Origin of the sequence: Mesorhizobium prunaredense, assembly GCF_900156895.1 — a bacterium.
Lineage (GTDB): Bacteria > Pseudomonadota > Alphaproteobacteria > Rhizobiales > Rhizobiaceae > Mesorhizobium > Mesorhizobium prunaredense.
Window position 1 is genome coordinate 32,352 of the sequence record NZ_FTPD01000007.1, and the last position, 21,111, is coordinate 53,462.

Below are 21,111 nucleotides of genomic sequence, written 5' to 3' on the forward strand. Positions count from 1 at the left end.
CGTCACTTCCGCTTTTACAAACCTTCAGCACCGCAGGCGCAATTTATCGCCGGCAACAAAAAGGCCCGCGACGCTTGCGGTTCGCGGGCCTTGCTATCTTCGAATGTTGATGCCGATCAGCTCTTCAGCGCGGCATTGCACAGGCTGTAGAAGCCGCCACCGTTCTGGATCCACCTGAGGCCACCGAGCGTCCCGGCCTCCTTGTTGGCGTGATACTGGTCGCGGCAGGTGTACATACGGGCCTTGGACGGAGTTTCGCTGCTATACTTGGTGGAGATCGCCTTCGGAAACGTCACTCCCTGGGGAGCGGTGACGGTCGGCTTTTGCGGCTGGCTGGTGAGGCTTGCCTGATCGGCTGCCGGCATGGTGTCGTCGGAACCACTGGCACCGCACTGGCTTATGCGGAAGTCGTTCCACTTCATGCCGTTCAGCGTGTTGCCAGCCTTGGCCGCCCGATATTTGGCGCCGCATTCCGCCCTGCTGAGGCCGCTGCCTGCGTTGGCAGTTGCCGCTGCCTTGGTCGTCGCTGCGGCGGCCGCATCGGGTGTTGCAGCGCTGGTGCTGTCCGCCTTGGCTGGCGTGGCGTCGGTTGCGGCGGCCTCGGTGCCGCATACTGCCTTGCGGAACTGGTTCCAGTTCTGCCCACCAAGCGTCCCGGCGTCCTTTGCCGCGTTATACTTGGTGCTGCATTCGGCCATGGTCAGCGCATTGGCGGGTGCCGCCAGGAGTAAAGTCACGACGGCAAGACCGGTCAAAGTGGCAAGTCGATGGATAAGCATGAGGTTTCTCCCTTCAGATGTTCACGATATGTCCCATGCAAGCAATAACACTCAACGACTGGTTGCGCCAGAGGCTAAATGGCGTGAAACCTGTCGGAAAGTGCATTATTTTTGTGAAATCGGTGCCGGCTCCTGTCCGCCGGGCAATTTTCCCGGGCGCATTTGCACGGAAAACTTGCATAGGGCGGACCACTCTCAGGAACTGCCTCACATGGCGGGCCGATCGGGTCGGCCAGTGCGGCGGACGGTCCAGAGCAACACGACGCGCGGGTTCCGAATTCAATGCCTATCGACTGGCACATGAAAGAATCCAGATGCGGTCTGAAGGTTTCTGAACGCTGCTGGCGCAACCAAGGCAGGCAATATCCAAGCACTGACGTGACACAAAACACACAAGACAACAGTTTTCTAAGGATTGGTGCCCTATAATCATGAATTGTGATGATAGGGCCCGGGCCAATGTGTGGCATGACGTGCCGGCAATGAACCATCGGGAAGCTGACTAGCATGGCAGGAAATTATTTCGGAACGGACGGCATTCGCGGGCGCGCCAACAGGTTTCCAATGACGGCGGAGGTCGCCATGAGGGTCGGCATGGCCGCCGGCCTTTCGTTCCAGCGCGGCAACCACCGTCACCGCGTCGTGCTCGGCAAGGACACCAGACTTTCCGGCTACATGATCGAGAATGCGATGGTGTCGGGCCTGTGCGCCGCCGGCATGGATGTGTTCCTGCTCGGCCCGATTCCGACGCCCGCGGTCGCCATGCTGGTGCGCTCATTGCGCGCCGACATCGGCGTGATGATCTCGGCCTCGCACAATCCTTACTACGACAACGGCATCAAGCTGTTTGGTCCCGATGGCTACAAGCTCTCCGACGAGATCGAGGAGCGCATCGAGGGGATGCTCGACAAGGATATCGACCTGGCGCTCGCCGATTCGGACGGGCTCGGCCGCGCCAAGCGCGTCGACGGCGTCCATGACCGCTACATCGAATTCGCCAAGCGCACGCTGCCACGGTCGATGTCGCTGTCGGGCCTCCGCATCGTCGTCGATTGCGCCAACGGCGCTGCCTACAAGGTGGCGCCCGAGGCGCTGTGGGAACTCGGCGCCGAGGTTGTCGCCATCAACGTCGAGCCCAACGGCTTCAACATCAACAAGGAGTGCGGCTCGACTCATCCGGCCGGCCTGCAGAAGAAGGTGCACGAAGTGCGCGCCGATCTCGGCATCGCGCTCGACGGCGACGCCGACCGCGTCGTTATCGTCGACGAGAACGGCGCGATCGTCGATGGCGACCAGATCATGGCGCTGATCGCCGAGTCCTGGCATCAGAGCGGACGGCTGGCCGGCGGTGGCGTCGTCTCGACGGTGATGTCCAATCTCGGCCTCGAACGCTTCCTCGGCGACATGAACCTGCAGTTGCACCGCACCAAGGTCGGCGACCGCTATGTCGTCGAGCACATGCGCGCTCACGGCCTGAATGTCGGCGGCGAACAGTCGGGCCACATCGTGCTGTCCGATTTTTCCACCACCGGCGACGGCCTCGTCTCGGCGCTCCAGGTGCTCGCCTGCATCAAGCGGCAGAACCGACCGGTCAGCGAACTGTCGAAGAAGTTCGCGCCGGTGCCGCAATTGCTGAAGAACGTTCATATTTCCGGCGGCAAGCCGCTCGAGGAAGCCCTGGTCAAGGCGGCGATCGAAGATGGACGCCACCGCCTGGGCCAGGCTGGCCGCCTGGTCATCCGGCCGTCCGGCACGGAACCGCTCATCCGCGTCATGGCGGAAGGCGACGATCAGCAACTGGTCGAGGCCGTCGTCAACGACATCGTCGAGGTCATTTCGGAAACCCGCAGCGCCGCCTGATCCCTCAGCTTTTGCCAGCTTGAAAGCCCGCCTTCCGGCGGGCTTTTTCCTTTGCTCGCACGCCAGATCATTGGCGGAAATGACGCGAAAATCCTGAAAGATTTAGAGATTCATGGTTAAGCGATAAGGTTAAACGCGTTTTAACTTTTCCAATTCATTATCCACGACTGAAGCCAATCAGATTCGGACGCGTTCGCTGTGCCGAGGGGTTCTCAGGGGTGACAAGCATGTTCAATACAGCAAGAATGGGCCTCTTTGCCGCGCTGCTCGCGGGCGTGGCCGGACCAGTGTTGGCCGCCGACTTCGTCGAGCCGCCCGTGGTCGAGCCGGCCCCGCCGCCGCCCGTCTACGAGCAGCCGGTCGAATATGGCGGCTGGTACATTCGCGGCGACATCGACTATCACTGGTCGGAGTTCCGCGGCGGCGACTACATCACCTACGGGCCGGATCCAGGCACCGGCCGCTTTGACAGCGGCGAGCTGGACGGCGCCTTCTCGGTCGGTGCCGGCGTCGGTTACCAGATCAACCAGCATTTCCGCACCGACCTGACCGCGGACTGGATGAGCAAATCCGAATTCCGCGGCTCGACCACCGGCATCTGCCTCGATGGAGATCCCTGTACTTCGACCGACACGTCGTCCTATACCGCGCTGCTGCTGCTCGCCAACGCCTATGTCGATATCGGCACCTGGTACGGCATCACGCCCTATGTCGGCGCCGGCATCGGCGGCGCCTGGGTCAAGTGGGATAAGCTCCACAACACCATTGAAGACGGCGAATTCTCCCACAATGGCGGCAAGGGTTGGCGTTTTGCCTATGCCGCCATGGCGGGCGCATCCTACTGCTTGACCGATCGGGTCAAGCTCGATGTCGGCTACCGCTTCAGCCATATCGAAGGCGGTAAGATGTTCGACTTCGACAGCGATGTCGGTCCTGGCCATGACAAAGGCATCAATGTGAACGAAGTGCGCGGCGGCCTGCGCTACCAGTTCGGCAACTCGGACTGCGCCCAGCCGGTGCCGATCGCCTACGAACCCGAACCGGTCTACACCAAGTAATCACTTCGAGAGCAGGTTTGCGGACCGCCCGGCAAAAGCCGGGCGGTTCCCGTTTGTGTCGGCAAAGCGCATCAAAATCAATTCGCTAACGCTCTGTTATCCTTAACCGCCACTTAACCACTATGGTTAACAATGCCTCCTGAAACGGCGCTCGCGATCGCGAATGGCGCCACCTTCGGGAGCCGGGATCATGACAGTCAAATCGCGCATAGCACTGGCGCTTGCAGCAATCGCCCTGACGCCGTTGTCGCAGGCGCTTGGCGCCGACTACGATCCGCCGATCTATGTCGACCAGGCGCCGGACTACGTGCCGGTCGAAGTCGGTTCGGGCTGGTATCTGCGCGGCGATGTCTCCTATCTGGTGCAGAAGAGCTTCGACAATGAGGACTTCGCCTTCGCGCCAGCGAACTTCGATGAAGAAGAGGATCACATCTTCGCCAGCATCGGCTTCGGCTACCATTTCAACGATTATCTGCGCGCCGATCTCAATCTCGGCTATCTGCCCGGCAACGAGATCGGCGTCGGCTATGACGATACAGCGATCGTGGTGCTCCCAGCCACGGCGACCGTGGCATCAGCATCCTTGGAGAACTACGCGTTCTCGGGCATGCTCAACGGCTATGTCGATCTTGGCACATATGTCGGAATCACACCTTATCTCGGTGCCGGTATCGGTATCCTCCGAAGCAAACGCAGCCTCTCGGCGAGCTACTTCACCGACAACGCCGACCCCACGGACGATTTCGTCCTGAATGACAACAAGACCCAATACTCATTCGCCTATACGCTGAACGCCGGCCTAGCCTACCAAGTATCCAAGAACGTTTCAGTTGATCTGGGCTATCAATATTTTTCCGCACCCGACGCCGAATTTGCCGTCGCAAAGGATTTGGATTCCTACCAGATCGACAAAGGGATCAGCAATCATCAGATCAAGATCGGGCTGCGCTACGATCTTTGGTAGGCATAGCGAAAAGCCCAAGAATTTGAACGGTGGATTTAAGGATCCGCCGTTTGCGCCTTAAGCCATGGCGTTTTCGCCGCATGCGATCGGTATCCCGTCAGCGACAAAAACTTTCCTCTTGACGCCGGGAGCCTGAACGCATATCGCCGTCCGTGGGCCACCCCTCCCCAACGAGGGGCCACTATCTGGAAGGATAGACCACGATGACGATCCATACGAAGCCCGGACTGCGCCCGGCAACTCCCAACTTTTCCTCAGGTCCCTGTGCAAAACGCCCCGGCTGGTCGGTCGAGGCGCTGACCAATGCCGCGCTCGGACGCTCGCACCGCGCCAAGATCGGCAAGACCAAGCTCGAACAGGCGATCGAGCTGACGCGGGAAATTCTCCAGGTTCCGGCAGATTATCGCATCGGCATCGTGCCGGCGTCGGACACCGGCGCGGTCGAGATGGCGCTGTGGTCGCTGCTCGGCGAACGCGGCGTCGACATGGTCGCCTGGGAGAGTTTCGGTTCCGGCTGGGTCACCGACGTGGTCAAGCAGCTGAAGCTCGCCGACGTCCGCAGGATCGAAGCCGGCTACGGCGCACTGCCGGATCTGACAAAGATCGACTTCGACCGCGACGTGGTCTTCACCTGGAACGGCACAACCTCAGGCGTGCGCGTGCCGAACGGCGATTTCATCCCGGCCGCCCGCAAGGGCCTGACCATCTGCGACGCCACGTCGGCGGCCTTTGCGCAAAGGCTCGATTTTGGCAAGCTCGACGTCGTCACCTTCTCCTGGCAGAAGGTACTGGGCGGCGAAGGTGCGCATGGCATGCTGATCCTCAGCCCGCGCGCCGTCGAGCGGCTGGAAAGCTACAAGCCGGCCTGGCCGCTGCCGAAGATCTTTCGCCTCACCTCGGGCGGCAAGCTCATCGAAGGCATTTTTAAGGGCGAAACCATCAACACGCCGTCGATGCTGTGCGTCGAGGATTATCTCGACGCGCTGCGTTGGGCGAAGTCGATCGGCGGCCTCGACACATTGATTGCCCGCGCCGACGCCAATGCCGCCATTATCGACGGTTTCGTCGGTAAATCCGCATGGCTCGGCCATCTGGCCACCGACCCGGCGACGCGGTCGAACACGTCCGTCTGTCTTTCCTTCACCGACCCGGATGTCGCCGGGCTCGATGCCGACGGACAAGCGGCGTTCGCCAAGGGCATCGTCTCGACCCTCGACAAGGAAGGCGTCGCCTACGATATCGGCGCCTATCGCGATGCGCCGCCAGGCCTGCGCATCTGGTGCGGCGCGACCGTCGAGACTTCCGATCTCGAAGCGCTGCTGCCGTGGCTCGACTGGGCCTTTGCCGCGCAAAAGGCAGCGCTCAAGGCGGCCGCCTGATCCCTCCCCCTCGAGGGGAGGGTGGCCCGAAGGGCCGGATGGGGTCGCCTCCACCCAGCTCAACGACCCACCATCCAGAAAGATTCGGCCGCGACCGGCCGCACCGACCCCACCCCGGCGCTTCGCGCCGACCCTCCCCTCAAGGGGGAGAGACGCCAATCGCAAAGGACCAAGCCCATGCCCCGCGTTCTCGTTTCAGACAAACTCTCCCCCACCGCCGTGCAGATCTTCAAAGACCGCGGCGTCGAGGTCGATTACTTGCCCGATCTCGGCAAGGACAAGGAAAAACTACTCGAAGTGATCGGCCAGTACGACGGCCTCGCCATCCGTTCGGCGACGAAAGTCACCGAAAAGCTGATCAACGCCGCCACTAGGCTCAAGGTGGTCGGCCGCGCCGGCATCGGCGTCGACAATGTCGACATCCCGGCGGCGAGCCGCAAAGGCATCATCGTGATGAACACGCCGTTCGGCAATTCGATCACCACCGCCGAGCATGCCGTCGCCATGGTCTTCGCATTGGCCCGCCAGATACCGGAAGCCAATGCCTCGACCCATGCCGGCAAATGGGAAAAGAACCGCTTCATGGGCATCGAGATCACCAGCAAGACGCTGGGCATCATCGGCTGCGGCAACATCGGCTCGATCGTCGCCACGCGCGGCGTCGGCCTGAAGATGCACGTCATCGCCTTCGATCCGTTTCTGTCGGACAGCCGCGCCGAGGAACTCGGCGTCGAGAAGGTCGAGCTCGACGAGCTGTTCGCCCGCGCCGATTTCATCACCCTGCACACGCCCTTGACCGACAAGACGCGCAACATCATCGACGCTGGCGCGATCGCCAAAATGAAGACCGGCGTGCGCATCATCAACTGCGCGCGTGGTGGGCTGATCGTCGAGGCCGACCTGGTCGCGGCGCTGAAAAGCGGCAAGGTGGCAGGCGTCGGCATCGATGTGTTCGAGGTCGAACCGGCGGAGCAGAACGAACTGTTCGGCATGGAGAATGTTGTGGTGACGCCGCATCTCGGCGCTTCGACCACCGAGGCGCAGGAGAATGTCGCCTTGCATGTCGCCGAGCAGATGTCCGACTACCTGATTAAGGGCGCCGTATCCAACGCCATCAACATGCCGTCGATCACCGCCGAAGAGGCGCCGCGCCTGAAGCCTTTCGTCAAGCTGGCAGAAGTGCTCGGCGCCTTTGTCGGCCAGGTCACCGAGGATCCGATCAAGGAGGTCGAGATCCTGTTCGACGGCTCGACCGCGACGATGAACACGCGCGCGCTGATCAGCGCCACGCTTGCCGGGCTGATCCGGCCGCAGGTCTCCGACGTCAACATGGTCTCGGCGCCGATCATGGTTAAGGAGCGTGGCATCATCGTCGCTGAGGTCAAGCGCGACAAATCGGGCGTGTTCGACGGCTATATCAAGCTGACGGTCAAGACCGAGCACAAGACGCGTTCGATCGCCGGCACCTGCTTCTCGGACGGTAAGCCGCGTTTCATCCAGATCAAGGGCATCAACCTTGACGCCGAGGTCGGCCAGCATATGCTGTACACGACGAATGCCGACGCGCCCGGCATCATCGGCCTGCTCGGCACGGTCTGCGGCGAGAACGGCGTCAACATCGCCAACTTCCAGCTCGGCCGCAACCGGCCTGGCGGCGATGCCATTGCGCTGCTCTATCTCGATGCGCCGTTTCCGGAGAAGGTGCTGGAACAGGTGCGGGCGCACAAGTCGATCGACTCCGCCAAGCGGCTGCATTTCGACGTCGGCGTCGCCTGAATCATGCGCGAGCGCCCCACGGGCTTTTAAGCCCACGGGCGTTTCGACAATGGCGTCGAAATATCGACAGAGTTCTTTCACGGCCCGTTACAGGATCGGGCTGTCAAATCGCCATTTTACGTCCGCTGTATTCGGCCAGGCTGATGCCGCCGAGCACCAGCACGAGGGCCACGCCCTGATAGAGCTGGAATGTCTCACCGACGATCAGCACCGACAGCAGCGTGCCGAAGATCGGCACCAGGTTGATGAACAGGCCGGCCCGGTTGGCGCCGATCAGTTCGTTGCCCCTGATATAAAGGATCTGCGAGACGACCGAAGCGCCGATCGCAGTGTAGAACGCTATCGCCCAGCCGCGCGCATCGGGGACGACGACCTTGCCTGCAGCCACCTCCCGCAGGAAAAAAGGCAGCGAGGTCACCAGTGCGGCAATCGACAGCGCCAGCATCAGGCTTTGCCAGCGTATGGCCGGCTTCAGCCGTAACCCGACCGAGTAGAAGCTGTAGCAAAGCACCGCGATCAACATGATGGCGTCGCCGAAGTTGAGATCCAGCTTGAGAAGCTGGCGCAGATCGCCGTGGCTGGCGATCAGGGCGACGCCGATGATCGTCAGCACGACACCGGCGATCTGCACCCGGTTCACACGCAGGCGAAACAGCACGAAATTGGCGAGGATGATCACGATCGGTATCGCCGCCTGCTCGATCGAGACGTTGATCGCCGTCGTATAGTTGAGAGCCGTGTAGAAGATCGCGTTGAAAAAGGTGAAGCCGCAAGCGCCGAGCCCGCCAAGCAGCAACCAATGTCTGCGCACCACCGACCAGTCCTCGCGCAGCGTTCGCCAGCCGATCGGCAGCATGATTAGAACGGCCAGAACCCTGCGCAGGAAGACCAGCGTCATCGGCGAAATATGGTCGATTGCCAGCTTGCCGGCCAGGACGTTGCCGCCCCACAGCAAGGTGGTGAACAGCAGGAACAGATAGGCGGTTCGATGCATCGCGAAATTCCAGCCGGGGTGGGCAGGGTCATTGCCGACCTAAAGCGCGTCGCATCTGAACGGAGCATATGCTACGCGCTTTAGGTTCTTGTTTTTATGCAGGTCGTTATCGCAAAAGCGCTGCGCACTTTTGCGCGACATGCATTATTGTGGCGGTTCGCCCAAGTAAATGATGTCAAAGGCGAAAATTGTTGTGCCTGAGGGCGCTTTCGGCGGCAAAGAATGGTCGCGCTCGCCGGGTGTTGACGTTATAGAGCGACGTACGTCCACTTGGACGCACAAAAGTACGCGTCTCAAGGCTTTGAACGTTCGCGTCGTGCTTTCCGAAAATCGATTCCGATTTTCTGGCCGATGCGATAGAAGCCTGTCGTTTCGAACCATTCAAGCCGCTCGGAGCGGCGCCTCAAGGGAAAAGAAACATGGCCAATGTGGTGGTCGTCGGCTCGCAATGGGGCGACGAGGGCAAAGGTAAGATCGTTGACTGGCTGTCGGAACGCGCCGACGTCGTCGTGCGCTTCCAGGGCGGCCACAATGCCGGCCATACGCTGGTCGTCGACGGCAAGGTCTACAAGCTGTCGCTGTTGCCGTCCGGCGTGGTGCGGCAAGGCAAGCTGTCCATCATCGGCAATGGCGTCGTCTTCGATCCGCATGCCTTCGTCGCGGAAGTGGCGAAATTGAAGGCGCAAGGCGTCGAGGTCACGCCGGAGCGCCTGAAAATAGCCGAAAACACCGCGCTTATCCTGTCCTTGCACCGGGAGCTGGACGGATTCCGCGAAGACGCCGCCTCCAATTCCGGAACGAAAATCGGCACGACCCGTCGCGGCATCGGCCCCGCTTATGAGGATAAGGTGGGCCGGCGCGCAGTCAGGGTGATGGATTTGGCGGATTTGGAAACGCTGCCCTTGAAGGTCGACAGGCTGCTGACGCATCACAATGCGCTGCGCCGCGGGCTCGGCCACGCCGAAGTCACGCATGACGCGATCATGAGTGAGCTGATTTCGGTCGCCGACGAGATCCTGCCCTATATCGACCGCGTCTGGAAGATCCTCGACGACAAGCGCCGAGCCGGCGAACGCATCCTGTTCGAGGGCGCGCAGGGCACGCTGCTCGACATCGATCACGGCACCTATCCGTTCGTCACCTCGTCCAACACGGTGGCCGGTCAAGCGGCCGCTGGATCCGGCGTTGGCCCGGGTGCCATCGGTTATGTGCTCGGCATCACCAAGGCCTATACGACGCGTGTCGGCGAAGGTCCGTTCCCGACCGAACAGAAGAACGAGATCGGCGAGTTCCTGGGCACGCGGGGCCACGAGTTCGGCGTCGTCACCGGCCGCAAGCGCCGCTGCGGCTGGTTCGATGCCGTGCTGGTTCGCCAAGCCGTTGCCGTAAACGGCATCAAGGGCATCGCCCTGACCAAGCTCGACGTGCTCGACGGGCTGGACGAGATCAAGGTCTGCACCGGCTATCGCCTTGATGGCGAGGCGATCGACTATCTGCCGGCCAGCCAGGGTGCGCAGGCGCGCGTCGAACCGGTCTACGAGACGCTGGAGGGCTGGAAAGGCACCAGCGCCGGCGCCAGAAGCTGGAACGATCTGCCAGCCCAGGCAGTCAAATATGTCCGCCACATCGAGGAACTGATCGGCGCGCCGGTCGCACTCCTTTCCACCAGCCCTGAACGGGACGACACAATACTTGTGACCGATCCGTTTCAAGACTAGATTCCAAGCTGTTCCGGGCATCGCGGCCGATTTGCGGGGGCCGGCCCAGAAACGAAATGCAGGTCGACTGAAGCATGGCAGATTTTGTTGGTGCTCTGAAAAAGACGCTCGACGGCCTTGGCAATCCGACGCCGGAGATACGCGCCAGGGTCTATGACAAGGCCCGTTCGACAATTGCGGACAAGCTTGCGAAGAACACACCGCCGCTGGCGCCGTCGGTCGTTGCCCAGCATAAGCGCACTCTGGAGGATGCCATCGCCAGCGTCGAGCGGGGCTACGCCAAGCCTGCGCCGGCATCCGATCCGCTGTCGGAGCTGGAGGACATCTTCTCCTCCATCGACCGCAACAAGAACCAACCCAGCCATGTCCGACAGCCGGCAAAGACCGAGCCGGCATGGCAACCAGCACAGACCGAGCCGGCATGGCAGCCGGCACCTGCCGCCCAAGCCGCGCCGAATTGGCAAAAACCGCCATCCGCTGCTTCTCCAGAGGGCACCGATGCGGAGCCTTCGGACGCGGATCTTCCAGCGGCGTACGAGAAGAGCGATAGCTTTAGAGACGATGTATTCCCCAACGAGGAGGAGCCGGCGCCGGACACTTTTCAGCGTCAGCGTCCTGCCGAGCGCAGGCGCAGTTATGGCGGGCTGATCGCCGCTGTCGTCGCCTTGCTCGTCATCGCCGGCGGCGGCTACGGCATCTGGCTGAACAAGGACGCGTTCAGCAACATGCTGGGTCTCAACAGCACGACGGTCGCAACCGTAGAGCCGCTGGTGAAGCCGAGCCCGGTCGAGCGGCCGGCTACCGATGCCGCGGCAAGGCCCCCGGCCGCAGCGGCTCCAGCGGATGCCGAAGGCACAAAGTTCACCCAGCGGCTGACACCTGAGGGCGGTGAGGTCGATCCCGGCCCCGCTTCAGGACAAAGCGGCATCGGAGAGGGCGAATCCGTCGCAGCACTGACCACACCGCCGCCGGCCGCACCTGCGCCTGCAGCGCCTGCCGGCACGCCAGCCACGAATGTGCCCGCACCGGGTGCGGCCCCCGCAACACCGCCTGCCGACGGCGCTACGCCGGCGCCGGCGGCGCCGACCGATAGCGCAGCCGCCCCGGCAGCGCCGCCGGCCCCGGGTGCCGCGCCGGCCGCGCCGACAGCCACGCCTGCGGAAACCGCGCTGGCGGTCGGCCAGAAGGCGATCTTCTACGAGGAGCGCACCAGCACCGCTCAAGGCTCGGCCGAGTCCGGCAGCATCGTCTGGTCGCTGGTGCAGGAATCGCCCGGCGGCAATCTGCCGCCCGAGCCGGCAATCCGCGCCGAGGCGAGCATTCCGGGTAAGGACGTGCAGTTGCGCATGACCATCCGCCGCAACACCGACCAGACGCTGCCGGCCAGCCACATCATCGAGATGATCTTCCTGACGCCCGATGGTTTCGACGGCGGCGGTGTCGACAACATCCTGCGCGTCGCCATGAAGGGCTCTGAACAGGATGCCGGCAGTCCGCTGATCGGCATCCCGGCCAAGATCGCCGATGGCTTCTTCCTGGTCGCTCTCAACGACACAAAGGCGGACGAAGACGCCAACCTGACCCTGCTCCGGGGCCAGAAATGGATCGACGTGCCGGTCGTTTACAAGACCGGACGGCGGGCGCTGCTGACCATGGAAAAGGGCATTCCCGGCGAGAAGGTGTTCGATGAGGCGCTGAAGGCCTGGCAAACAAAAGAGGCGGGCTGAGGCCGGCTCACCAGCCTCCTTCGGCTCAGAAGCCCTGGAACAGCATGTCGAGCGCGGCCACGATGTCGTCGTGATGCCTGGAAAGATTTCCTTCGGCAGGAGGCAATTCTGAAGCCATCAAGGCTGACATGAATTGAGTGACCATGACATGGTCACTGCCGTTGATCGTCAACGTGGGGTTTAGCCGGCGACCCGGCACCGGGGCCACGTTGGGCGGCATCAACGGGATGACAACCCTTGTGTTTAGACCTTCAAGAAGATCAGCCTGAACGTCGAGAAGATAGCCGTCGCCTTCTGTTCTCCGGTAGAAATCATAGCGCGCCATCAAAACGGCCGGTACTTGGCCAGTGGCGGTCCGTTGCGCCTGACATAGTCGTTAGAACTCTCGATCGCCTCCCTGTTTTCCTCCTGCCACCGGCGCGTTTTTTCGGCTGAAATCGCCTTGGCAATACCCTCCTCGGCGGCCCGAGATATGTTGATACCGAGTGCCTTGGCGTCCTCGAGCAATCTGGAGTCAATCGAGGTATTGACCGATTTTCGTTGGGCTTTTGGAGTCGATTGAAGCATGGAGCAACTCCCATTCATACGCATAAAATAGGTGCATAGGATACGCGCATAAAAGCACGCATGCAATCCCTACCCCTCCATCTCCTCGCGCAACATTTCAAGTTCCAGCCATTCCTCCTCGAGCGCTGCCAGCGTGGCGCGCTCCTTGTCGAGGGCGGCGATGGTCTTCTGGAATGAGGCCGGGTCGCGCTCGTAATAGGCCGGGTCGGCGATGTTGTCCTCCAGCCGTGATATCGAGGCGGTCACCGCCTCGATCTTCTTGGGCAGCGATTCCAGCGCGAATTTTTGCTTGAACGACAGTTTTTTCGCCGAGCCCTTCGGCGCAGCAGCTTCGGTCCTGCCTGCCGCCGCCACTTCGCTGGTCTCGGACTTCGGCCGCGCCTTGCGGTCGTCCAGCCTGGTGCGGCCACGCTGCGCCAGCATGTCGGAATAGCCGCCGGCATATTCGATCCAGCGGCCGCCGCCGTCCGGCGCGATCAGGCTGGTCACTGTGCGGTCGAGGAAATCGCGGTCGTGGCTGACGAGGATGACGGTGCCGGCAAAACCGGCGACCAGTTCCTGCAGCAGTTCCAGCGTCTCCATGTCGAGATCGTTGGTCGGCTCGTCGAGCACCAAAAGATTTGCCGGACGCGCCAGCACACGGGCGAGCAGCAGCCGCGCCCGCTCACCGCCCGAAAGCTCGCGCACCGGCGTGAGCGCCTGTTCCGGCTTGAACAGGAAGTCCTTCATGTAGGAGACGACGTGGCGCTGCTCGCCGTTGATGACAAGGTTCTCGCCGCGGCCGTCGGTGAGATACTGCGCCAGCGTCTCTTGCGGGTCGACCGCCTCGCGTTTCTGGTCGAGCGTGGCGATCTCCAGATTGGTGCCGAGTCGCACCGTGCCTGAGTCCGGCTTCAATTCGCCGGTCAGCATCTTCAGCAGCGTCGTCTTGCCGGCGCCGTTCGGGCCGACCAGGCCGACGCGGTCACCGCGCTGGATGCGGGTTGAGAAACCCCTGACCACAGTGAGGTCGCCAAAGCTCTTCTCGATGTTCTTGGCCTCGATCACCAGCTTGCCGGATTCGGCGGCGTCGCTGGCCACCATGGTCGCCGCACCCTCGGCGCCGCGATGGCCGCGAAAGCGCTGGCGCATGGTCTGCAATTCGCCGAGCCGGCGCATGTTGCGCTTGCGCCTTGCCGTCACGCCATAGCGCAACCAGTGCTCCTCGCGCACGATCTGGCGGCCAAGCTTGTGCTGCTCGCGCTCTTCTTCTTCCAGCACGGTGTCGCGCCATTCCTCGAAATGGCCAAAGCCCTTGTCCAACCTGCGGGTCTGGCCGCGATCGAGCCACACGGTGGCACGCGACACGCGCTCGAGGAAGCGGCGGTCGTGCGAGATGACGATCAGCGCCGAAGAGGTGCGGGCAAGCTCCTCCTCCAGCCATTCGATGACCGACAGGTCGAGATGGTTGGTCGGCTCATCGAGGAGGAGGATGTCGGGCTCCGGCGCCATGACGCGGGCAAGGGCAGCACGGCGGGCTTCGCCGCCGGAGAGATCGTTCGGCCGCTCCTCGCCGGACAGGCCGAGATGCTCCATCAGATAGGTGGCGCGATAGGGATCGTCGGCGGGTCCGAGCCCCGCCTCGACATAGGCGCGGACGCTGGCAAAACCATCCATGTCGGGCATTTGCGGCAGGTAGCGCACTGTTGCCGAAGGCTGGCGGAACACCTCGCCATCCTGCGGCTCGATCAATCCCGCAGCGATCTTCAGCAACGTCGACTTGCCAGAGCCGTTGCGGCCGACCAGAGCGATCTTGTCGCCCGCTGACGCCGTCAGTTCCGCCCCGTCGAGCAGCGGCGTGCCACCGAAGGTCAGTTTTATCCCGTCGAGATTGAGAAGCGGCGGCGCCATGTCAGCTTTCAGGTAAGGGGAAATGGATGGGCGAGCAACAGCGCGCGGCCGCTGCCCAGCGCGACTTCGAGCCGGCCCTTGACCTCATTGGAAATGGTCAGCGACGAGCCGAACGCCACCTCGACATGGTTCAGCGGCCATTTGGCGCCGGTCACGGTCAGACCGGCAAGGTCGGAGAAGCCGAGAATCGAAAACAGCATGCCGTCGGCGTAGTCGAAGCAGGCCTTTCCGGGAAGCAAGGGGACGCCTTCCTGTGCGCCACTGGTCAAAATCACCTCTGTTCCGGCCTCGGCCAGCCGGACGCCGAGCGCCAGGTGCAGGAAGGCGTGGTCGGTGCGCTTGCCGCCGAACGCGCCGGCCAGCACGAGGCTGGTCGCGCCGCGTTCGAGCGCGGCGGCGATAGCCAGTTCGCCGTCGGTCTTGTCCTTTTCTGCCGGAAACACCTGGCGCGGCACGGCGGCGAGCTCGTCCGGCAAATCCGCCGGCACCGAATCGAAGTCGCCGACCCAGAGTTCCGGCGTCAGGCTCAGCGTCCGGGCATGGCTGATGCCGGCGTCGGCGGCGATGACACGCGTGCCTTCGACCTGGCGGTCGAGCAGCGGCGTGCGGATAAGGTCGCCGCCAAGCAGGATGGTGAATTTGCTCATATGCGTGGCCTTACCAGCCCTGCTTGCGAAACGGAAGGCCGCGGTCTGGATGCCCGGCAAACTTCCGCTTGCGCCGCAGTCGGGCCGGGCCTATGTGTCGAAGCGCTCTAACGGGGTGCTGGACGCGATCTTCGCGGACCAGCTGAGAGGCAACCTGCCAACCCGCTGAACCTGATCCGGTTTGTACCGGCGGAGGGATTAGACGTTTCGGACAACCCGACGCCTCAATTCCCTTCAACGCCAACGAAGGAGGCGCCGATGCGCACGTTTTTATACACACTTGTTTCGGCAGTGCTGCTCGCGGCAACCGTTCTCGCAGGCATCGGGCCAGCATCCGCGCAGGAAAAACTCACCGTCTACACCTATGAGAGCTTCACCGCCGAATGGGGTCCAGGCCCGGCGGTCAAGAAGGCGTTCGAGGCCGAATGCGGCTGTGCCCTCGAATTCGTCGCGGTCGCCGACGGCGTCGCCCTGCTCAACCGCGTCAGGCTGGAAGGGGCCGCGACCAAGGCCGACATCGTGCTCGGCCTCGACACCAATCTGACGGCGGAAGCCAAGGCTACCGGCCTGTTTTCACCGCATGGTGCCGTCATCGACGTCAAGGTGCCGGGCAGCTGGAGCGACGATATTTTCGTGCCGTTCGACTATGGTTATTTCGCCGTCGTCTACGACACCGAAAAGCTGAAGACGCCGCCGAAGAGCCTGAAGGAATTGATCGAGGGCAATGCCGATGAGAAGATCGTCATCCAGGATCCGCGCACCTCGACGCCCGGTCTCGGCCTGCTGTTGTGGGTGAGGTCGGTTTATGGCGAAAAGGCGCCGGAAGCCTGGGCCAAGCTTAAGGCAAAGGTGCTCACCGTGACGCCGGGCTGGAGCGAGGCCTACGGCCTGTTCACCAAGGGCGAGGCGCCGATGGTGCTGTCCTATACCACGTCGCCGGCCTATCACATGGTCGCCGAAAACACCGAACGCTATCAGGCGGCATCCTTCGAGGAGGGCGCGTACCTGCAAATCGAGGTTGCCGGCATCACCAAATCAGGTGCCAAGAACCCGTTGGCGAAACAGTTCCTGACTTTCATGACCGGGCCGAAATTCCAGGATGTCATTCCCGAGACCAACTGGATGTTCCCTGCCGGCAAGACCGAGAAGCCGCTCCATCCGGCTTTCGACAAGCTCGTCAAGCCGACCAAGACGTTGCTGTTCAGCCCGGAAGAGGTCGCCGCCAACCGCAAGGCCTGGGTCGACGAATGGCTGTCGGTGATGAGCAAGTAGGATTTAGATTTCTGCATGGTGTTCGCTCCACGCCACCCCCCTCTGGCCTGCCGGCCATCTCCCCCGCAAGGGGGGAGATTGGCGGTGTCGCCGGATTCGCCACTCTCTGACGCCGCAGTTGAGGCACCAGCATTGGAACAGCAGATCTCCCCCCTTGCGGGGGAGATGGCCGGCAGGCCAGAGGGGGGTGGGCGGGAACTCGGCCCCAGCCACATTCCTTCTTTCAGCGCCCGTCGTTAGGTTGGGCAGCGCGGAATGCACACTGGCCATCGTAGGGACCCCCGCGTCAGCGCCGGCACCATCGCGGTTGCCGCTGTTGCGCTGCTGGTCGGCGGCGCGTTCGCCGGGCTCATCGTGGAAGGCGCGCGCGATCCGTCCGGCGCCGCGTCGGCCTTCGATTCCTACCTCTTCCGCGTCGCCCGCTTCACGCTGTGGCAGGCATTGCTGTCGACGCTGCTCTCCGTCGTGCCGGCGTTGTTCGTGGCGCGGGCGCTGTCGCGGCATCCGCGCTTCTTTGGTCGCGGCCTGATCCTGCAGCTCTTCGCCGTGCCGCTCGCGCTGCCGGCCATCGTCGCAGCACTCGGGATTCTGGCTCTCTATGGCCGCGCCGGCTATTTTGCCGGCGTGCTCAGCGCGATTGGCGGTCAGGGCTGGCCGGGCATATACGGCCTGTCCGGCATCCTCGTCGCCCATGTCTTCTTCAATCTGCCGCTGGCCACGCGGCTGTTCCTCGAAGCGCTTGGGACAGTGCCGGCCGACCAGTGGCGGCTGGCGAGCCAGCTCGGCATGGGCGCCAGGCCCGCCTTCCGGCTGATCGAATGGCCGACGCTGCGCGCGGCGCTGCCGGGCGTCGCCGGGCTTGTCTTCATGCTCTGCATCACATCCTTTACCATCGTGCTCACGCTGGGCGGCGGGCCGCGTGCGACGACGCTGGAGGTCGCCATCTACCAGGCGCTGCGTTTCGATTTCGATCCTGCCCGCGCGGTGACGCTGACAGTGTTGCAGATCGCGCTGACCTTCGTCGTCGTGCTGGCATTGATGCGGCTCGGCGCCAACACCGTCGGCGACGCCAACCTGCCGGTGGCTTCGCGCCGCTATCTTTCGGCCGGCGCCGCCGAGACCGTGCTGAACGCAGCATTGATCATGCTGGCTTTGCTGTTCGTCGCCGGGCCGATGGCGGCCACGGTGACGTCAGGCCTTGGCGCCGATCTCGGCCGGCTGGCGGGCGAGAGCGCGGTGCGGCAAGCGACGCTGACCAGCGCCGTGCTCGCCTTGCTGGCGGCGCTGCTTTCAGTGGCCCTGTCGCTGTCGCTGGTCATGGCACGACGGGCGCTGGCCTTGCGTCGCGTCGGCGCCAGGACGCTGCTCGAATACGCCACCGATACCGGCGCTGGCTTCGTCCTCGTCGTGCCGCCCGTCGTCATCGGCGCCGGCTGGTTCCTGCTCCTGCGTTCCGTCAGCGACGTCTTTGCCATCGCCCCTGTCATGGTCGTCGCGGTCAATGCGGTGATGGCGATGCCGTTTGCCATCCGCGCCATTCGCCCCGGCTATGATGCGGCGAGCGAACGCCACGAACGGCTCTGTTTGCTGCTTGGCATTTCGGGCTGGAACCGTTTCCGGCTGGTCGACTGGCCGTCGCTGCGACGGCCGCTCGCCACCGGTTTCGCGTTCGCCATGGCTTTGTCGCTCGGCGATCTCGGCGTCATTGCCCTGTTTGGCAGCGACTCCCTGCAGACGCTGCCTTATCTCTTGCTGGCCCGCATGGGCAGCTATCGCACGATGGACGCGGCCGGCCTGGCATTGCTGCTCGGCCTGGTCTGTCTCGCGCTTGTCCTGGCCGCGGACTGGCTGGGACGGGGAGAAAGATCATGACGCTCAACAGCGAAACCGGTACGGCTGTACGGCTGGAGAAGGTCTCGTTCAGCTATGGCGAAGCGCCGTTTTTAATCGATGTCGAGTTCGCCGCCTCGAAGATCACAGCCATCATGGGGCCGAGCGGCTCGGGAAAATCGACACTGCTCAACCTGGTGGCCGGCTTCGAGACTCCGCAATCAGGCCGTGTGCTGATCGGCGGCGCCGATGTCGGCGCCGAACCGCCTTCGGCGCGGCCAGTGTCGATGGTGTTCCAGGAAAACAATCTCTTCGCCCATCTTTCGGTCGAACGAAATGTCGGCCTTGGCCGCTCGCCGTCGCTCAGGCTGACCGAGGCCGACCACACTGCAATCGCCGCGGCGCTCAAGCGCGTCGGCCTTGCCGGCAAGCAACAGCGCCTGCCGCGCGAGCTCTCCGGTGGCGAGCGGCAGCGCGTCGCGCTCGCCCGCGTCCTGGTGCGCGACCGGCCGGTGCTCTTGCTCGACGAACCGTTCGCCTCGCTCGGACCGGCCTTGCGCGACGACATGCTCGATCTGGTAGCCGACGTCCAAGCGGAGCGGCACATGACGGTGCTGTTCGTTACCCATCAGCCGGAGGACGCCCACCACATCGGCCAGGACATGGTGTTCCTGGACAATGGCACGGTTACCGCAACCGGGACTGTCGCCGATTTTTTTACCAAGGCTGGACCGGAAGCCTTCCGGCGCTATATCGGTGCAGGTCCGTTTGGCGCAGGATCACGAGATGTTGCCCGGAAGCGGACATAATTTACGGCCAAACCGGCTTCAGGCGATGTGGCGTTTGCTTGCCATGGTCAAAGTAGTGTGGCTAGGTCCTCCGATACTGGTCCGGCATAGGTTGTGATTTGCCACTACGGTGCCATCCGTGCTCGTGGGCCGTGCTCGTGGGCGCGAAAGGACGCTGTGGCAGTTGATTTTGCGCATGTTCTGAAAATCGATGCCCGATTTTCGAGGCCATGTGCTGAGAGCCGAAAGGAAGCTGTTCTGCCGACCGGCACAGACAGAGTGAGAAGGAAACCGCTGGCGCGCTTCCTGGCGCTGGCCGGCTTTGCCATGGCGCTGGCAAGCTGCCAGATGTTCACGCCTCCGGACGTTCAGGAATCCGGCTTCCAGCCTTCCAGCAAACCGGTCACCGTCGACAATGTTGCCGCCAACAGCAAGCTCGCCGAAATGGCCAAGGCGCAGCATCCGCGCATCCTCGCGACCTATGGCGGCGAATATTCCGATCCCAAGCTCGAGCGCATGGTGGCCAAGGTCGTCGGCAGCCTGACCGTGGTGTCGGCCAACCCGAGCCAGACCTACCGCATCACGATCCTCAATTCGCCCAACGTCAACGCTTTCGCACTGCCGGGCGGCTATCTCTACATCACGCGCGGCCTGTTGGCGCTGGCCAACGATTCGGCCGAGCTTGCTGCGGTCATCGCGCATGAGATGGGCCATGTCACCGCAAACCACGGCTTGCAGCGCCAGCAGCTCGAGGCCGAGGAAGGCTTTGCGACCAAAGTCGTCTCGGATGTGCTCGGCGACAGCCCGACCGCCAAGGCGGCACTGATCCGCGGCAAGCTGCGGCTTGCCCAGTTCTCGCGCAATCAGGAGCTGGAGGCTGACGGCATCGGCATCAAGTCGATCGGCGAGGCGGGCTTCGATCCGTTTGCCGCGGGCCGCTTCCTGCAATCCATGTCGGCCTACACCGATTTCCGCTCTATCAGCGGCGCCACCGACGCCAGCCTCGACTTCCTGGCAACGCACCCGAACACGCCGCAACGCATCGATCTGGCGCAGCGCCATGCCCGCCAGTTCGGTGCGCCCGGCGTCGGCACGCGCGACCGGGACGCCTTCCTCGCCGGCATAGACGGCCTGCTCTATGGCGACGCGCCGGAGGAAGGCTATGTGCGTGGCGAAACCTTCCTGCATCCGGGGCTCGGCGTGTCGTTCTCGGTGCCCGACGGCTTCATCATCGACAACTCGGCCGCGGCGGTGACGGCAACCGGGCCGGGCGACATAGCGATCCGCTTCGACGGCGTCTCGATCGACAGGAACCGCTCGCTGACCGACTACATCCGCAGCGGTTGGGTGGCCGGTCTCGACGAACGCAGCGTGCGCCAGGAAACAATCAACGGCAACGAGGCGGCGACGGCGCATGCCAGCGCCGAGGGCTGGCAGTTCGGCATTGCGGTGATCCGCGCCGGCGGCCAGGTCTACCGGCTGCTGACGGCAGCCCCCTCCGCCAGCACCTCGCTGGACGCGGTGGCGCGCTCGGTCAGCGGTTCGTTCCGTATCTTGAGCGCGGCCGAAAAAGCGGCGCTGAAGCCGCTGCATATCCGCGTCGTCACGGTCCGGCCCGGACAGACCATGGGCTCGCTCGCGGCGCAGATGGTCGGCGTCGACCGCAAGCTCGACCTGTTCAGGGTGCTCAATGCGATGTCGCCTGGCGCAGCCGTTTCGGCCGGCGATAAGGTCAAGATCATCACCGACAGATAGGGTGCTCGATATTCAAGTGATGCCGGCCTGCAAACGGCAGTTTCCTGCGCTTCCGGTGCTCACGTACTTTAAGTACGCTCCGCTCCGGTTCTCGGAAACCACCTAGT

17 protein-coding genes and 1 riboswitch are annotated in these 21,111 nt (G+C 63.2%); of the genes, 11 read left to right on the top strand and 6 right to left on the bottom strand.

The window, feature by feature from the left end; genetic code table 11:
• Nucleotides 1-116 precede the first annotated feature (116 nt).
• Nucleotides 117-779, bottom strand: a complete 663-nt coding sequence (locus tag BQ8794_RS08050; RefSeq protein WP_077375338.1) for a hypothetical protein — start codon at nucleotides 777-779, stop codon at nucleotides 117-119.
• A 507-nt stretch (nucleotides 780-1,286) separates the two neighbouring features.
• Here BQ8794_RS08050 and glmM point away from each other — a divergent pair.
• From glmM to serA, 5 genes are all read left to right on the top strand, one after another.
• Nucleotides 1,287-2,639: a phosphoglucosamine mutase gene (gene glmM, locus BQ8794_RS08055; RefSeq protein WP_077375341.1), complete on the top strand. Its 1,353-nt coding sequence runs from the start codon at nucleotides 1,287-1,289 to the stop codon at nucleotides 2,637-2,639.
• Nucleotides 2,640-2,866: 227 nt separating this feature from the next.
• Nucleotides 2,867-3,697 carry an outer membrane protein gene (locus BQ8794_RS08060; RefSeq protein WP_077375344.1) on the top strand — a complete coding sequence of 277 codons (831 nt, stop codon included), beginning with the start codon at nucleotides 2,867-2,869 and terminating at the stop codon, nucleotides 3,695-3,697.
• 190 nt (nucleotides 3,698-3,887) lie between these two features.
• On the top strand, nucleotides 3,888-4,661 hold the full coding sequence (locus tag BQ8794_RS08065; RefSeq protein ID WP_077375347.1) for an outer membrane protein: 774 nt from the start codon (nucleotides 3,888-3,890) through the stop codon (nucleotides 4,659-4,661).
• A 203-nt stretch (nucleotides 4,662-4,864) separates the two neighbouring features.
• Nucleotides 4,865-6,040, top strand: a complete 1,176-nt coding sequence (locus BQ8794_RS08070) for a phosphoserine transaminase (protein WP_077375350.1) — start codon at nucleotides 4,865-4,867, stop codon at nucleotides 6,038-6,040.
• A gap of 177 nt (nucleotides 6,041-6,217) precedes the next feature.
• The gene (gene serA, locus BQ8794_RS08075) at nucleotides 6,218-7,816 is read left to right on the top strand and encodes a phosphoglycerate dehydrogenase (protein WP_077375353.1); all 1,599 of its coding nucleotides are present in this window, start codon (nucleotides 6,218-6,220) and stop codon (nucleotides 7,814-7,816) included.
• Nucleotides 7,817-7,919: 103 nt separating this feature from the next.
• On the opposite strand, the gene BQ8794_RS08080 is transcribed toward serA, so the two are convergent.
• Nucleotides 7,920-8,810, bottom strand: a complete 891-nt coding sequence (locus BQ8794_RS08080; RefSeq protein WP_077375357.1) for a DMT family transporter — start codon at nucleotides 8,808-8,810, stop codon at nucleotides 7,920-7,922.
• A gap of 419 nt (nucleotides 8,811-9,229) precedes the next feature.
• On the opposite strand from BQ8794_RS08080, the gene BQ8794_RS08085 reads away from it, so the two are divergent.
• Both BQ8794_RS08085 and BQ8794_RS08090 read left to right on the top strand, forming a co-directional pair.
• Entirely contained in the window at nucleotides 9,230-10,528 is a 1,299-nt protein-coding gene (locus BQ8794_RS08085; RefSeq protein ID WP_077375360.1) for an adenylosuccinate synthase, read from the top strand.
• 74 nt (nucleotides 10,529-10,602) lie between these two features.
• Complete coding sequence (locus tag BQ8794_RS08090) at nucleotides 10,603-12,255, top strand: hypothetical protein (RefSeq protein WP_077375364.1); 1,653 nt, start codon at nucleotides 10,603-10,605, stop codon at nucleotides 12,253-12,255.
• Nucleotides 12,256-12,280: 25 nt separating this feature from the next.
• Here BQ8794_RS08090 and BQ8794_RS08095 read toward each other — a convergent pair whose 3' ends face one another.
• The 4 genes from BQ8794_RS08095 to BQ8794_RS08110 all read right to left on the bottom strand — a co-directional run bounded on the left by BQ8794_RS08095 (nucleotide 12,281) and on the right by BQ8794_RS08110 (nucleotide 15,359).
• Nucleotides 12,281-12,580, bottom strand: coding sequence for a CcdB family protein (locus BQ8794_RS08095; RefSeq protein ID WP_077375367.1), 300 nt, complete (start codon nucleotides 12,578-12,580; stop codon nucleotides 12,281-12,283).
• Nucleotides 12,580-12,822: a type II toxin-antitoxin system CcdA family antitoxin gene (locus BQ8794_RS08100; protein ID WP_077375370.1), complete on the bottom strand. Its 243-nt coding sequence runs from the start codon at nucleotides 12,820-12,822 to the stop codon at nucleotides 12,580-12,582. Before BQ8794_RS08100 ends, BQ8794_RS08095 begins: the two co-directional genes overlap by 1 nt.
• Nucleotides 12,823-12,891: 69 nt before the next feature.
• On the bottom strand, nucleotides 12,892-14,712 hold the full coding sequence (locus tag BQ8794_RS08105) for an ABC-F family ATP-binding cassette domain-containing protein (protein ID WP_077375373.1): 1,821 nt from the start codon (nucleotides 14,710-14,712) through the stop codon (nucleotides 12,892-12,894).
• Nucleotides 14,713-14,720: 8 nt separating this feature from the next.
• A complete protein-coding gene (locus tag BQ8794_RS08110) occupies nucleotides 14,721-15,359 on the bottom strand; it encodes a thiamine diphosphokinase (protein ID WP_077375376.1) in 639 nt (212 codons plus the stop codon).
• Between the two features lie 101 nt (nucleotides 15,360-15,460).
• A riboswitch (TPP riboswitch) is annotated at nucleotides 15,461-15,574 on the top strand.
• A 43-nt stretch (nucleotides 15,575-15,617) separates the two neighbouring features.
• On the opposite strand from BQ8794_RS08110, the gene thiB reads away from it, so the two are divergent.
• The 4 genes from thiB (at nucleotide 15,618) to BQ8794_RS08130 (ending at nucleotide 21,004) form a co-directional block, all read left to right on the top strand.
• Nucleotides 15,618-16,631 (top strand): thiamine ABC transporter substrate binding subunit, encoded by a 1,014-nt coding sequence (gene thiB / locus BQ8794_RS08115; protein WP_077375379.1) that lies wholly within the window; start codon nucleotides 15,618-15,620, stop codon nucleotides 16,629-16,631.
• A gap of 255 nt (nucleotides 16,632-16,886) precedes the next feature.
• Nucleotides 16,887-18,503 (top strand): thiamine/thiamine pyrophosphate ABC transporter permease, encoded by a 1,617-nt coding sequence (thiP, locus tag BQ8794_RS08120; protein ID WP_077375382.1) that lies wholly within the window; start codon nucleotides 16,887-16,889, stop codon nucleotides 18,501-18,503.
• Nucleotides 18,500-19,270, top strand: a complete 771-nt coding sequence (gene thiQ / locus BQ8794_RS08125; protein ID WP_077375385.1) for a thiamine ABC transporter ATP-binding protein — start codon at nucleotides 18,500-18,502, stop codon at nucleotides 19,268-19,270. The genes thiP and thiQ overlap by 4 nt, the downstream gene beginning before the upstream one ends.
• 306 nt (nucleotides 19,271-19,576) lie before the next feature.
• Nucleotides 19,577-21,004 carry a M48 family metalloprotease gene (locus BQ8794_RS08130; protein ID WP_167378672.1) on the top strand — a complete coding sequence of 476 codons (1,428 nt, stop codon included), beginning with the start codon at nucleotides 19,577-19,579 and terminating at the stop codon, nucleotides 21,002-21,004.
• Nucleotides 21,005-21,111 lie beyond the last annotated feature (107 nt).